Source organism: Erythrobacter sp. JK5, from assembly GCF_018205975.1.
Taxonomy (GTDB): Bacteria; Pseudomonadota; Alphaproteobacteria; order Sphingomonadales; family Sphingomonadaceae; genus Erythrobacter.
In genome coordinates, this window is the sequence record NZ_CP073577.1 from 2,960,052 (window position 1) to 2,973,619 (window position 13,568).

Annotated in this window: 10 protein-coding genes and 2 pseudogenes; 8 read left to right on the forward strand and 4 right to left on the reverse strand. The window is 65.5% G+C overall.

Going from position 1 to position 13,568, the window contains the following annotated elements; translation table 11 throughout:
- Positions 1–354: 354 nt before the first annotated feature.
- The 7 genes from prfA (at position 355) to KDC96_RS14495 (ending at position 7,309) form a co-directional block, all read left to right on the forward strand.
- A complete protein-coding gene (prfA, locus tag KDC96_RS14470; protein ID WP_212449081.1) occupies positions 355–1,422 on the forward strand; it encodes a peptide chain release factor 1 in 1,068 nt (355 codons plus the stop codon).
- Entirely contained in the window at positions 1,419–1,685 is a 267-nt protein-coding gene (locus KDC96_RS16730; RefSeq protein ID WP_371815497.1) for a hypothetical protein, read from the forward strand. Before prfA ends, KDC96_RS16730 begins: the two co-directional genes overlap by 4 nt.
- Positions 1,686–1,711: 26 nt before the next feature.
- On the forward strand, positions 1,712–2,248 hold the full coding sequence (locus KDC96_RS16735; protein ID WP_371815564.1) for a peptide chain release factor N(5)-glutamine methyltransferase: 537 nt from the start codon (positions 1,712–1,714) through the stop codon (positions 2,246–2,248).
- A gap of 251 nt (positions 2,249–2,499) precedes the next feature.
- On the forward strand, positions 2,500–3,117 hold the full coding sequence (locus KDC96_RS14480) for a DUF4167 domain-containing protein (RefSeq protein ID WP_212449082.1): 618 nt from the start codon (positions 2,500–2,502) through the stop codon (positions 3,115–3,117).
- Positions 3,118–3,152: 35 nt separating this feature from the next.
- Positions 3,153–4,775: an apolipoprotein N-acyltransferase gene (lnt, locus tag KDC96_RS14485; RefSeq protein WP_212449083.1), complete on the forward strand. Its 1,623-nt coding sequence runs from the start codon at positions 3,153–3,155 to the stop codon at positions 4,773–4,775.
- 76 nt (positions 4,776–4,851) lie between these two features.
- A complete protein-coding gene (metK, locus tag KDC96_RS14490) occupies positions 4,852–6,093 on the forward strand; it encodes a methionine adenosyltransferase (RefSeq protein WP_212449084.1) in 1,242 nt (413 codons plus the stop codon).
- A gap of 19 nt (positions 6,094–6,112) precedes the next feature.
- Entirely contained in the window at positions 6,113–7,309 is a 1,197-nt protein-coding gene (locus tag KDC96_RS14495) for a DUF418 domain-containing protein (protein ID WP_212449085.1), read from the forward strand.
- Here KDC96_RS14495 and KDC96_RS14500 read toward each other — a convergent pair.
- The 4 genes and pseudogenes from KDC96_RS14500 to KDC96_RS14515 all read right to left on the reverse strand — a co-directional run bounded on the left by KDC96_RS14500 (position 7,306) and on the right by KDC96_RS14515 (position 10,765).
- A pseudogene (locus tag KDC96_RS14500) lies at positions 7,306–8,456 on the reverse strand (CaiB/BaiF CoA transferase family protein). The gene KDC96_RS14495 and the pseudogene KDC96_RS14500 sit on opposite strands and share 4 nt — an antisense overlap.
- A 3-nt stretch (positions 8,457–8,459) precedes the next feature.
- A complete protein-coding gene (locus KDC96_RS14505) occupies positions 8,460–9,125 on the reverse strand; it encodes a CoA transferase subunit B (RefSeq protein ID WP_212449086.1) in 666 nt (221 codons plus the stop codon).
- Complete coding sequence (locus KDC96_RS14510; RefSeq protein WP_212449087.1) at positions 9,122–9,985, reverse strand: hypothetical protein; 864 nt, start codon at positions 9,983–9,985, stop codon at positions 9,122–9,124. The genes KDC96_RS14505 and KDC96_RS14510 overlap by 4 nt, the downstream gene beginning before the upstream one ends.
- Before the next feature lie 72 nt (positions 9,986–10,057).
- Complete coding sequence (locus tag KDC96_RS14515; protein ID WP_212449088.1) at positions 10,058–10,765, reverse strand: CoA transferase subunit A; 708 nt, start codon at positions 10,763–10,765, stop codon at positions 10,058–10,060.
- A 481-nt stretch (positions 10,766–11,246) separates the two neighbouring features.
- On the opposite strand from KDC96_RS14515, the pseudogene KDC96_RS14520 reads away from it, so the two are divergent.
- Positions 11,247–13,567 (forward strand): annotated as a pseudogene (locus KDC96_RS14520) (CDC48 family AAA ATPase).
- Position 13,568: the final 1 nt, after the last annotated feature.

The window sequence follows — 13,568 nt, forward strand, 5'->3', positions numbered from 1 at the left end:
CGGGCCGACGAAAGGTGTTGGAGTCACCCCGGGAAGCGAAGCTGTGCAAAGCACACTTGTTCCGGGGTCGTGCTTCCCTTCCAGCATCCCGCTTGTCATGAAGGAGCCCGATCCCGGAACAAGTCCGGGATGACCTGTTGCATCGAGTGCGGGCCGACGAATTGCGCCAGGAGTTTCCTACACCGCGCAACTTTCGCTATGTCCGCCTCATGGACGCGAATAGGAGGTACGAAACGGGTTGGAAAAGTGTCAACTTCGCAATTCGCCCTCAATCCCGCTTCAATTCAAACGGATAAGCCTCGAAATCCAGCCTGACACTGTGTCAAGTGTGTCAACTTCCAACCGAAAGCCGCAATGCAAATCCCCGCCACCCGCCTCGACCAGATCGCCAACCGCTTCGCCGAGCTCGAAGCGCGCATGGCGTCGGGCACGCTTGAGGGCGAGGAATTCGTGCAGGCGAGCCGCGACTATGCCGAGCTCGAGCCGGTCGCGAAGATCGCCTCCGAAGTGAAGGCGATGCGCGAGGAGATCGCAGGGCTCGAAGAGATGCTCGCCGATCCCGAAATGAAGGCCATGGCGGAGGATGAGCTGGCGAGCATCCGCGAGGCCCTGCCCGAAAAGGAACGCCAGCTTGCCATCGCGCTGCTCCCGCGCGACGCCGCCGATGCCAAGCCCGCCATGCTCGAAATCCGCGCCGGGACCGGCGGCGACGAGGCCGCGCTGTTCGCGGGCGATCTCTACCGCATGTACGAGCGCTTCGCCGCAGAGCAGGGCTGGACGGTCGAGCCGGTCAGCATGAGCGCGTCCGAAGTCGGCGGCTTCAAGGAAGTGGTCGCCAACGTCACCGGCGCGGGCGTGTTCGCCAAACTCAAGTTCGAAAGCGGGGTCCACCGCGTGCAGCGCGTGCCCGTCACCGAAAGCGGCGGGCGCATCCACACCTCGGCGGCAACCGTGGCGGTGCTGCCCGAACCCGACGATGTGGACGTGAATATCGATCCCGGCGACCTCAAGATCGACACCTACCGCGCGTCTGGCGCAGGCGGTCAGCACGTCAACACCACCGACTCCGCAATCCGCATCACGCACGAGCCGAGCGGGATCGTCGTCACCTGTCAGGACGGGCGCAGCCAGCACAAGAACCGCGAAAAGGCGATGCAGGTGCTGCGCGCGCGTCTCTACGAACAACAGCGCGACGCGGCGCAAGGCGCCGAGGCCGAAGCGCGCAAGGCGATGGTCGGCAGTGGCGACCGTTCGGAACGCATCCGCACCTACAATTTCCCGCAGGGCCGCGTGACCGATCACCGCATCGGGCTGACGCTGCACAAGCTGGAGGAAGTGCTCGCCGGACCGGGGCTGGGCGAACTGGTTGACGCGCTGATCGCCGAGGACGAGGGCAAGCGGCTGGCGGCGCTGGCGGAGTGACTGTTACCGAAGCGATCCGCGCCGCGAGCGAGCGCCTGTCCGCCACCAGCGATACTGCGCGGCTCGATGCCGAACTGCTGATGGCGCATGCGCTCGGGGTGAGTCGTTCGGACATGCTGCTGCACGGCGCAAAGGAAGAGCTCGCCGCCCCCGACCGCTTCGAGCAATTGCTCGTCCGGCGGCTCGCGCATGAACCGATTGCCTACATCCTCGGGCAGCAGGAATTCTATGGCCGCTCCTTCCGGGTAACCCCGAGGTCCTGATTCCGCGCGCGGACAGCGAGACGCTGATCGACGCAGCGCTCGAAGCGAAGCCTTCCGGCGGGCGGGTCGTCGATCTCGGCACCGGATCGGGGGCCTTGTTCGTGACCGCCCTGCTCGAACTCCCCAGCGCGCACGGCATCGCCGTGGATGCGTCGCACGGCGCATTGCAGGTCGCGCAGGACAACGCGCAGCGGCACGGACTGGGCCGAATGCAAGCGCGGCACGCCCTGTGCGACTGGCGCGGCGACGGCTGGGGCGCCGGGCTTGGCACCTTCGACCTGGTCCTGTGCAACCCGCCCTATGTCGAGGAGGACGCAGAGCTCGATCCGGATGTCCGCAATTACGAACCGGCAACAGCGCTGTTCGCCGGAAAGGACGGGCTTGACGATTATCGCACCCTCATCCCGCAAATGCGCAAGCTCATGAACGATTCGGCCGTCGCGATCTTCGAAACCGGTGCCTCGCAGGCTGATTCCGTTCGGGAAATCGCTGAACAGGCCGGTTTCTCGGTCGAAATCCGCAACGATCTTGCAAATCGGCCACGTTGCGCGATCCTTCGGTGACGAAAATGCCGCAGGGGCTTGGCAAATCGCCAAGTCGTCGCTACCTCCGAATCACGCCTTCCGACCAGCGCAGCAAGCCGGTCGCAGGGACAAGCTCCGACTTTCCGCTGGAAACGACCGAATGGGTCACGGCCCCGGTCAGCATATCGCGGGATGCGCCCGCGAACTCCGGCGCAAGCGACGAGGGGTATATTGGCCGCAGGTGCGAAAGGCGATTTCGCCCGCCAGGTCGTTGATGAGGATGGAATTCCTTGAATAACAATCGCAACAATCGTCGCCGCGGTCGCGGCAATCGCAACCAGAGCGGCGGCGGCAACAACCAGAACCGGATCGATAGCCGGGCGCGCGGAAACGCGCCGCAGCTGCTGGACAAGTACAAGAAGCTCGCGCAGGACGCGCAGCACAACGGCGACCGCGTGCAGATGGAATACTATCTGCAGTTCGCCGATCATTATTTCCGCGTGATCGCCGACAACAAGGCGCGCCAGGACGAGGCCCGCGCCAAGCGATCCGATGATCGCGATCAGCCGGGCGACGACAGCGACGATGGAGACGATGGCGACCGGGGTCGCCGGGGCGGGCGCCGCCCGCGCCAGCGCCGTGACGAGGCCGCGCATGCCGAAGGCGAAGCGGGTGTCGAGGGTGATCCGATCGACGCCAAGGGCGGCGATGGTGCCGAGCCCAAGCGCCGCGCACGCAAGCCGAAGGCCGAGGGGCGCGAGGCCGCACCCCGCAAGCCGCGCAAGCCCCGCAACGGCCGCGCCAGCGACGACGATGGCGAGATCGATTCCTCGGTCCTCCCGCCTGCGATCGGGTCCGACGAATCGTCGGGTGACAAGGGCGGCGACAATCTCGAAGCGGTCGGCTGACCGAACGCTCCGGAGCGCATCGGACGGTTAGCCGGATGGGTTCGGTGCGCGCCCGGTTCGACACTATTTTTGCGACATTCGCAGCGCGGCCGGGTCTTGGTGCGGTGCTGCTCGGTGCGGTGGCGGCGTGCGGCTATCCGCCGCTCCACGCGTGGTGGATCGCACTTCCGGCGCTGGCGCTGTTCGTCGCGCAATTGCACCGCGCCCCGACCTGGCGCGCGGCGGCGTGGCAGGGCTGGCTGTTCGGCTGGGCGCATCTGACGCTGGCGAACAACTGGATCGCGACCGCGTTCACCCATCAGGCGAAAATGCCCGAGTTCCTGGGCTGGCTCGCGGTGCCGCTGCTGTGCGTATATCTCGCAGTCTATCCGGCGCTGGCGGCGCTGGCCGCGCATCTGCTGGTTCGCAGATCGGGACCGCTTGCATTTGGAGCGGTATTGGCCGGAGCGTGGATCGTCACCGAATGGCTGCGCAGCTGGGTGTTTACCGGATATCCGTGGCCGCCGCTTGGGCTGATGCTGCTGGGCGGATGGAGCCGTCCGGGTGCAGCAATCATCCTGCCTTGGATCGGTACCTATGCGCTTTCCGGTTCCGCGATCCTGATAGCCATTTCCATCATTGCGGTCGTCTCTTCCTCGCGATGGCGGGCGACGAGTGCATGGGTCTTGGCGGCGTTTACGGTCGCAATGGTGGTTCCCGGTCCGCGCGCCGACGAAACCCGCGTTGGCCTGCGCTACGCCCTGATCCAGCCGCTGCTCAAGCAATCCGAGATCAACGATCCCGCGAAATTCGAAGAGCAGTTCGCGCGGATTACCGACCTGACTCTGCCCGGTCGCGACGAATCCCGGCTGGTGCTGTGGCCCGAAAGCGCGATCCCTGACTATCTCGAGCCCGGCTATCCGCAGCGCTACTACACAACGATGACAGCCGCGGGCGACCCCGAATTCGCGCGGCGACGGATCGGCAGCGTGATCGGCACGGATGCAACGCTGCTGGCGGGAGTGGTCAATCTCGATATCGGGCCGCGCGAAGACGGCACGACCGGCGCGGTCAGTGCGCGCAATTCGGTGCTGGCGCTCGATGGCGAGGGCGCAATCACCGCGCATTATGCCAAGGCGCATCTGGTGCCTTACGGCGAATATCTGCCGATGCGCCCGCTGCTCGAGCCGATCGGGTTGTCGCGGCTCGTGGCCGGATCGATCGATTACGAACCCGGCCCCGGTCCGCGTACGCTCGACCTGAGCGAACACGGCAAGGCGGGCATCCAGATCTGCTACGAAATCGTCTTCTCCGGGCAAGTCGTGGACCGCGACAACCGGCCCGACTACATCTTCAACCCGTCCAACGATGGCTGGTTCGGATGGTGGGGACCGCCGCAGCATCTGGCACAGGCGCGCATGCGCGCGATCGAGGAGGGGTTGCCGGTGCTGCGTTCGACCACCACCGGGATCAGCGCGGTGATCGACGCCAATGGCGTGATCCGCGGACACATTGCCACTGGCGAGGCCGGGCGGCTCGACGGCTTCATCCCCGCACCCAAACCGCCCACGCTGTTCGCGCGTGTTGGCAACGCCCTGCCGCTCGCCTGGGCCGCTCTGTTGGTGATTGCCGGGCTAGGCCTGCCAAGACTGCTTGCGCTGCGCCGCGCCCGCAGCTAGGGCTGCGATCAAGACATAAAGGTTTCCTTATATCCCTTGGAAACCATTTCATCGCCATAGCCACCGAGGGGTCCCGATGCGCAGCGAATACCTGTTTACGTCCGAAAGCGTTTCCGAAGGCCATCCGGACAAGGTTTCCGACCAGATCTCCGACGCGATCGTCGACCTGATGCTGTCGAAGGATCCCGAATCCCGCGTCGCCTGCGAAACCATGACCACGACCCAGCGCGTGATCCTCTCCGGCGAAATCCGCTGTGCACCGATGTACGATGAGGGCAACGAAGATTGGGCCGTGAACGGCGGTTGGGCCCCCGGCGCGAAGGAAGAGATCGAGCAGGCGGTGCGCTCGACCGTGCGCGACATCGGATACGAGCAGGACGGCTTCCACTGGAAGACGCTGACCTTCGAAAACCATCTGCACGGCCAGTCGGCGCATATCGCACAGGGCGTCGATGCCGGCGCGGAAGGCTCGGACAAGGACGAGGGCGCGGGCGACCAGGGAATCATGTTCGGCTTCGCCTGCGACGAGACGCCCGACCTGATGCCCGCGACGCTCGATTACAGCCACAAGATTCTCGAAAAACTCGCCGAAGATCGCCATTCGGGCGCGGCCCCGTTCCTGGAGCCGGACGCCAAGAGCCAGGTCACGTTGCGTTACCGCGACGGCAAGCCGGTCGCCTGCACCGCCATCGTCGTCAGCACCCAGCATGCCGAGGGATACGACAAGGGCACGAAGGAAGCCGAGCTCCACAATTACGTGAAGGGCGTCGTCACCGACATCCTGCCCGATGGCTTCGTCACCAACGAGACCGCGTGGCACATCAACCCGACCGGCAGCTTCGTGATCGGCGGACCCGACGGCGATGCCGGTCTGACCGGCCGCAAGATCATCGTCGACACCTATGGCGGCGCGTCCCCGCACGGTGGCGGGGCGTTCAGCGGCAAGGACCCGACCAAGGTCGATCGCAGCGCGGCCTACATCACCCGCTACCTCGCCAAGAATGTCGTTGCCGCCGGCATCGCCAAGCGCTGCACGATCCAGATCGCCTATGCGATCGGCGTGTCCGAACCGCTGTCGCTGTATGTCGACACTCACGGTACCAGTACGGTCGACGATGCCGCGATCGAGGACGCCATCGGTTCGATCGACAAGCTCGGCGGCCTGACCCCGCGCGCGATCCGCACGCATCTCGGCCTCAACAAGCCGATCTATCGCAAGAGCGCAGCCTATGGCCATTTCGGCCGCACGGCAGATGGCGACTTCTTCCCGTGGGAACGCACGGATTTGGTCGAAGACTTGAAGGCAGCGCTGTCCTGACTTGCTAGGGGCGTCGCCGATGACGACGCCAGCACCTTCATCCGCAGGCCGGATCGCCGAGCTCGACGCGCTGCGCGGGCTTGCGGTGATCGGGATCGTGTGGATGAACGTGTATGTCTTCGCGCTGCCGGCACAGGCCTATTACAACCCGGTCGCATACGGCGGGGAATCCTCGCTCGATCGGCTGGTCTGGGCGGCGAGCTTCGTGTTCGTGGAGGACAAGTTCCGCACGCTGTTCGCGATGATGTTCGGTGCCGGGTGCATCATCCTGCTGGAAAAAGGCGGCGGCCGTCCGTGGCGCGCGCATTTCGCCCGGATGGCGGTGCTGTTCGCGATCGGCCTCGTCCACGCGACGCTGTTGGCGAGCAACGACATCCTGCGCGCCTACGCCATCGCTGGCTGCGCGCTGCCGTTCCTGGCGCAGCTCCCTGTGCGCGCGCTGGTCGCGGTCGCAGTCGGGCTGGTCGCAGTGCATGTCGGCGGGGGCATCGTGGTGTTCGGGAGCGGGTTTTACGACTGGGCACAGGGCCGCAGCTGGACCGAGATGGCGCTGCTGATCGAGCGGGATTTCGGCTCCGACGCACGCGCGATCGGATTTGCGCTGGAGCAGGGCCGCGAAAGCTTCGCCGAACGGGTCTCGCGGCGGCTCGACGGCATGCCCTCGCAGCTTGCGACCATCGTCGGTTCGGTCCCGATCAACCTGGCCGCGATGGCGCTCGGGATGGCGCTGTGGAAAGACCGGATGCTGGCGGGCGAGTGGCGGACCTTCCGGTTGCAGCGTCTCGCGGCGGTCTGCGCGGTGCTGTCGATCCCGCCGCTGCTGTGGCTCGCGCAGTGGACGGCGCAAGAGGGATTTCCCGGTCCGCTGGTCGGGCCGGTGGCGCTGGGTTTCTCGGCCCCGTTCGACACGGCGCTCGGGCTTGCCTACGCCGCACTGGCGATGGCGCTGTTCGACGCGCGCGGCGCGGTCACGCGCCGGTTGGCGGCGGTCGGGCGGCTGTCGCTGACCAACTACCTGATGACGAGCGCGATGCTCGGCGCGATTTTCGCAAGCTGGGGACTGGGGCTGTTCGCGCAGGTGAGCCGCGCCCAAGCCTTTGCACTCGGCTTCGTGCCGATCGCGACCATGCTGCTGTGGTCGCCGCTGTGGGTCGCGCGGCTGGGGCAGGGTCCGTTCGAGCGGTTGTGGCGCGGTTCGGCCAGGCTGCTGGGCTAGCCGTCTTCCCCCAGCAGCGGGGAGGGTCGGTCGAGCGCCAGCTCGGCGTCCGAAAACACGAACGGGCTGCGCACCCCCGGCATGCCGCCAAGCTCGACCCGGAGCCCACGCGCGAGCACTTGCGGATCGGCGAACACCTCGTCGAGCCGGTTGATCGGCCCGGCGGGAACGCCATGCCGGTGGCAGGCGTCGAGCAGGTCGGCCTTGCTCCAACAGGCGGTGGTCGCGGCGATATCCGCGTCGAGCGCGGCGGCGTTTTCGGTGCGTCCGCCATTGGTGGCAAAGCGCGGGTCCTGCGCGAGATCGTCGCGGTCCAGCATCGCGACCATTTTCGCGAACAACCGGTCGTTCGCCGGGGCAAGGATCACGTGCCCGTCGTTGGTCGGATACACGCCGTAGGGAGCGACCTGCGCGTGCGCGTTGCCCATGCGCGGCGGGTTCTCGCCGGTCGTGAACAGGTAGGTTGCCTGGTTGGCAAGCAGCGCGATCGAGCAATCGAGCAGGCTCATGTCGACCTGCTGGCCTGTGCCGGTGCGTTCGCGCTTGAGCAGCGCGGCCTGAATGCCGCTCGCGGCCCACACGCCGGTCGACAGGTCGGAGATCGAGACCCCCATCTTGACCGGCACGCCCTCGGGCTCTCCGGTGAGCGACATGAAGCCGCTCATCCCTGGATGACGAAATCGTATCCCGCTTCGTGCGCCCGCGGCCCGGTCTGTCCGAAGCCGGTGATCGAGCAATAGACGAGGCGCGGGGCGTCCGGCGCGAGCGAGGTGTAATCGAGTCCGAATTTCGCCAGCCCGCCGGTCTTGAAATTCTCGATCACCACGTCCGCGTCGAGACACAGTGCTCGGACCCGCGCGAGATCATCGGCATCGTGAAAGTCTGCGACGATCGCGCGTTTTCCGCGGTTGCAGGCGTGGTAATAGGCCGCCTCGCGGTGGACCGTGCCGTCGGCGGCGGTGCGCTCGACCCAGGGCGGCCCCCACAGGCGCGTTCCGTCGCCTTCCGGGCTTTCGACCTTGATCACATCCGCGCCAAGGTCGGCGAGGATCTGCCCGGCGAAAGGCCCGGCCAGCACCCGCGCGAGCTCGACGACTTTCAGTCCGGCAAGCGGCGCGTTGGGGTTGCGGGGCTTCTCGAGCCACATGGATCAGGCGGTTTCCAGTGCCACTTCATATTTCGCGGTGGTGCTGGCCGCGATCTCTTCTTCGGTCACGCCGGGAGCCAGCTCGATCAGCCGGAACGGGCTGTCATGATCGACCCGGTGGAACACGCCGAGATTGGTGATGATCATGTCGACCACATTGGTGCCGGTCAGCGGCAGGGTGCATGTCGGTATGAACTTGGGATCGCCCGCCTTGCTGGTGTGATCCATCACCACGATGATCTTCTTGACCCCGGCCACCAGATCCATCGCGCCGCCCATCCCCTTGATCATCTTGCCGGGGATCATCCAGTTGGCGATGTCGCCGTTTTCCGCGACTTCCATCGCGCCCAGCACGGTCAGGTCGATGTGCCCGCCGCGGATCATCGCGAAGCTCGTCGCGCTGTCGAAATAGGCCGAATGCGGCAGCTCGCTGATGGTCTGCTTGCCGGCGTTGATGAGGTCGGGGTCGACCTCGTCGTCATACGGAAACGGCCCGATACCGAGCATTCCGTTCTCGCTTTGCAGCGTCACCTGCATCCCTGCGGGAATGTGGTTGGCGACCAGCGTGGGGATGCCGATACCGAGATTGACGTAATAGCCGTCTTTCAGCTCGCGCGCGGCGCGGGCGGCCATCTGGTCGCGGCTCCAACCGGGTGCTTCCTGTGTCATCGGGTGATCTGCCTTTGTTCGGAGGGGGTTTCGGAAATGGGGTCGTTGGCAACGATAGCGGGCGGGATCAGGAACCAGCCTTGCCCGATCAGCAGCTCAAGCGCGAGCGCCGCTTCGGGATTGACGAGGTATTCGAACAGTTCGTCGAAATCCTCGCGCGTGTCTCCAGCGATAGCGATGATGCAGCTGGATTTCGCAAGGTCGGCGCGGCGGGTCTGTTTGCGGTCGCCGGGATAGCGCATCAGCAGCAGCTCGTCCCGGCTTTCGGGGTCGAGACCGGTCTGCTTCAGCGCCAGCCGGATATCGCCCGCCATTCCCGCCGAATGCCCGGAAATCCACACGATCCCGACATTGGCGCCGCGCAATTGATCCAGCCCCTGCGCCAGCACGCGCGACGCCCGGCCTTCCGAATCGAGTGCGAACAGGTCTCCCGCGGGATCGAGATCGATCAAGACTGTCGGAAGGTTGGCCCGGCACGGCGCGCGCGTCTCGCGCAGGCTCGACGGATCGGCGAGCACCGCCGATTGCGGCAATTCGCTTTGCAGCCCGAGCTGCGCCTGCTCCTGCGAATAGCGGATCAGTTCCGAATAGGCGTCGGCCTCGATCAGGGCGTCCGGAGTGACGGGTGAGGTCTGCACGATCACTTCGGGCACGGGAGCCGCCGCGATGCGCGAAAGCTCCGCCTGCGCCGCAGTGGCGACCTGCTGTCGCTGCACGGCGCGTTCCTGGTCGCCGGGTGTCCGGCCATCGGTGGCGGTACGCGCGACGGCCGCGCCCGCGACGACGGGAATCACCGCCGCCACGCAGCCCTGCAGCATGATCGGCGCGCACAGCAATGCAATGAGGTGGGGTGTGCGCACGAACCTATCTCTCCGGGCCGGTGCTTTCGCGGAGCAGAGATTGCGGCGCCTGCGTGCGTCGCGAGGCACGGGTCATGCGGCCTCCCGTTCGCGGGTGGTGCGGAATTCGATCTGCTTGTCGTAGGGCGCGCCAACGACCATGCGCTGCACGAACACGCCGGGCAGGTGGATCGAATCCGGGTCGAGTGCGCCCGCGGGCACGAGCTCCTCGATCTCGACGATGCAAATCTTGCCGCACGTGGCGGCGGGCTGGTTGAAGTTGCGCGCGGTCTTGCGGAACACGAGGTTGCCGGTCTCGTCGGCCTTCCATGCCTTGACGATCGACAGATCGGCGAAGATTCCGCGTTCGAGTATGTAGGTCTCGCCGTCGAAATCCTTGTGCTCTTTGCCTTCAGCAACCTGCGTGCCGACGCCGGTCTTGGTGTAGAAGCCGGGGATTCCCGCTCCGCCTGCGCGCATCCGCTCGGCCAGTGTGCCCTGCGGGCAGAATTCGACCTCGAGTTCGCCTGCGAGGAACTGGCGTTCGAACTCCTTGTTCTCGCCGACATAGGACGAGATCATCTTCTTCACCTGCCGGGTGCGGAGCAGCTTGCCGATCCCTTCGTTGTCGATCCCGGCATTGTTGCTGGCGAAGGTCAGGCCGGTGACGCCGCTGTCGCGGATCGCATCGAGCAGCCGTTCGGGGATACCGCACAGGCCAAAGCCTCCGGCAGCGATCAGCATGTCGTTGTGTAGCACACCATCGAGTGCGGCGGCGGCATTGGGGTAAAGCTTGTTCATCGGAATATCCTGATGGATTTGTCTTTGAGCCGTGCAGGCGCGGCCTGGCGACCGCCTGATTACTGACTTGCGAGCGGCCTGTCACCCGGTGCGACGAGAACGACCGGACCATGCCTTAATGCTGCGATGCAGTATGTTTGGGCAGCGCACAATGCTCATATATTGGGCTGATGCATCGAAAATGGGCAGGTATTTTGCACGAATTGCTACAAATGCGTCATATAACTCCATAGGTGTTGCGCAATTTGCATCTTGAAATGCGCCTTTCGCACTTGCACAATATTGCTGCGCTCCGCATAAACCTTCGTGCCTTACAGGCATCCTCTCCCAAACTTTCATAGCCCGGCCTTGTGCCGGGCTTTTTTCTGCCTTGTGGCCCACCGTGCGGACGGTGGTGCCAAGTGGTTTGCAATCGCCACATCGGCTCCTTAGCTAGCGTGGGTCGCAGTTCCGCGACCCCCAGCTCGAAGGACTCCATTTGATGGCCGATGCCGAAACTGCCACCCCAAGCAGAACCGCGCGATTGCAGGTTGCGCCGGCGCGGCAGGAGGAATCGGGACAGGGTATCGCGCGCATGCCGCGCTCGGCGTTCCAGCAACTCGGCATAACCGAAGGCGACATCGTCCAGATCACCGGCAAGCGCATGACCGCCGCGATCGCGATGGCTGCGTATCAGGAAGACGATACGCTCGATGTCGTGCGGCTCGACGGGCTCCAACGCGGCAATGCGGAAGCGGGTTCGGGTGAGCATGTCGAGATCTTGGCGGTCGAATCGCGCCCCGCGACACGGGTCGTGTTCGCCCCGCGCAGCGCGAAATGCGGCTGCAGGGTCCGACCCAGGCGCTCAAGCGCAACTTTTTCCGCAAGCCGCTGGTCGCGGGCGATCTCGTCGCCACCACCGGTCAGCAGCCGGTGCAGAACATGCCTTCCGATGTGCGCCAATTGCTGCGCGCGCCCGCTTATGCGCTGACGCAGATTCGCCTGTCGGTCCATTCGACCAGCCCCAAGGGCATCGTCCATATCGACGAGAATACCGAGGTCGAACTGCGCACCGAATTCGAAGAACCGCGCGATGCCCGCGCCGTCGTAAACTACGATGACGTCGGCGGGATGGAGGAGACCATCCAGCAACTGCGCGAGATGGTCGAGCTGCCGCTGCGGTATCCGGAGCTGTTCACCCGCCTCGGCGTTGATCCGCCCAAGGGCGTGCTGCTCCACGGCCCGCCCGGCACCGGCAAGACGCGGCTGGCGCAGGCGGTGGCCAACGAAAGCGATGCCGAATTCTTCACCATCAACGGCCCCGAAATTATGGGTTCGGGCTATGGCGAGAGCGAAAAGCGGCTGCGCGAGGTCTTCGAGGAAGCGACCCGCGCCGCGCCCGCGATCGTCTTCATCGACGAAATCGACTCGATCGCACCCAAGCGCACGCAGGTCCACGGCGAAGCGGAAAAGCGGCTGGTTGCGCAACTCCTGACACTGATGGACGGGCTGGAGGCGCGCAGCAACCTGGTGGTGATCGCCGCGACCAACCGGCCCGACGCGATCGATGAGGCGCTGCGCCGCCCCGGTCGGTTCGACCGCGAAATCGTGATCGGGGTGCCCGATCAGGGCGGCCGCCGCGAAATCCTCGCGATCCATACGCGCGGCATGCCGTTGGAAGAGGAAGTCAAGCTCGACGAGTTGGCGCGCATCACCCATGGCTTTGTCGGTGCGGACATCGCCGCGCTTGCCCGCGAAGCGGCGATCGACGCCGTGCGGAGGATCATGCCGCGGCTCGACCTCGATGAACGCACCATTCCGCAAGACGTGCTCGAGGACCTGTGCGTCACCCGCGACGATTTTCTCTCGGCACTCAAGCGCATCCAGCCGTCCGCAATGCGCGAAGTCATGGTGCAGATGCCCAATGTCTCGTGGGATGATATCGGCGGGGTCGGCGACGCGATCGACAAGCTGAGAGAGGGAATCGAGCTCCCGCTCAAGAATCCCGAAGCATTCCGGCGGCTGGGCATTCGCCCGGCCAAGGGCTTCCTGCTGTATGGACCGCCCGGCACCGGCAAGACCCTGCTGGCCAAGGCTGTCGCCAAGGAGGCAGAGGCGAATTTCATCTCGATGAAAAGCTCGGACCTGCTGTCCAAATGGTACGGCGAGAGCGAACAGCAGATCGCCCGCATGTTCCAGCGCGCCCGCGCGGTCGCGCCGTGCGTCGTGTTCATCGACGAGATCGACAGCCTCGTGCCCGCGCGCGGTTCGGGCCAGGGCGAGCCGCAGGTCACGGGCCGCGTGGTCAACACGATCCTGGCCGAGATGGACGGACTGGAAGAGCTGCAATCGGTGGTCGTGATCGGCGCGACCAACCGTCCGACGCTGGTCGATCCCGCACTTCTGCGTCCGGGCAGGTTCGATGAGCTGGTCTATGTCGGCACGCCCGACACCGCCGGCCGCGAACATATCCTCAAGATCCACACATCGGCCATGCCGCTGGCGGACGATGTCGACCTGGCGGCTGTCGCGAAGAAGACCGAACGCTTTACCGGCGCAGACCTCGAGGACGTGGTGCGCCGGGCGGGCCTCGGGGCGCTGCGCCGAGTCGGCGGAGAGGTGTCCGAGGTTGCGATGGAGGACTTCCAGGAGGCGCTCAAGGACAGCCGCGCGACGGTGACCACGAAGATGGAGGCCGAGTACAAGAAGATGCGCGGCGAGCTCAAGAAACGCGCGGCCGAGGTCAATCCGATCGGGTTCTTCTCACCCGACACGCTCGAGCCGGTTCGCGACAAGAAGCACGGACCGCCCGAGAAGGGGTGAC

Bases quoted from the DNA above. Each gene is read 5' to 3' on its own strand.
- prfA (WP_212449081.1), top strand. From the start codon at position 355: ATGCAAATCCCCGCCACCCGCCTCGACCAGATCGCCAACCGCTTCGCC.
- KDC96_RS14515 (WP_212449088.1), bottom strand. From the start codon at position 10,765: ATGAACAAGCTTTACCCCAATGCCGCCGCCGCACTCGATGGTGTGCTA.
- KDC96_RS14495 (WP_212449085.1), top strand. From the start codon at position 6,113: ATGACGACGCCAGCACCTTCATCCGCAGGCCGGATCGCCGAGCTCGAC.
- metK (WP_212449084.1), top strand. From the start codon at position 4,852: ATGCGCAGCGAATACCTGTTTACGTCCGAAAGCGTTTCCGAAGGCCAT.
- lnt (WP_212449083.1), top strand. From the start codon at position 3,153: ATGGGTTCGGTGCGCGCCCGGTTCGACACTATTTTTGCGACATTCGCA.
- KDC96_RS14505 (WP_212449086.1), bottom strand. From the start codon at position 9,125: ATGACACAGGAAGCACCCGGTTGGAGCCGCGACCAGATGGCCGCCCGC.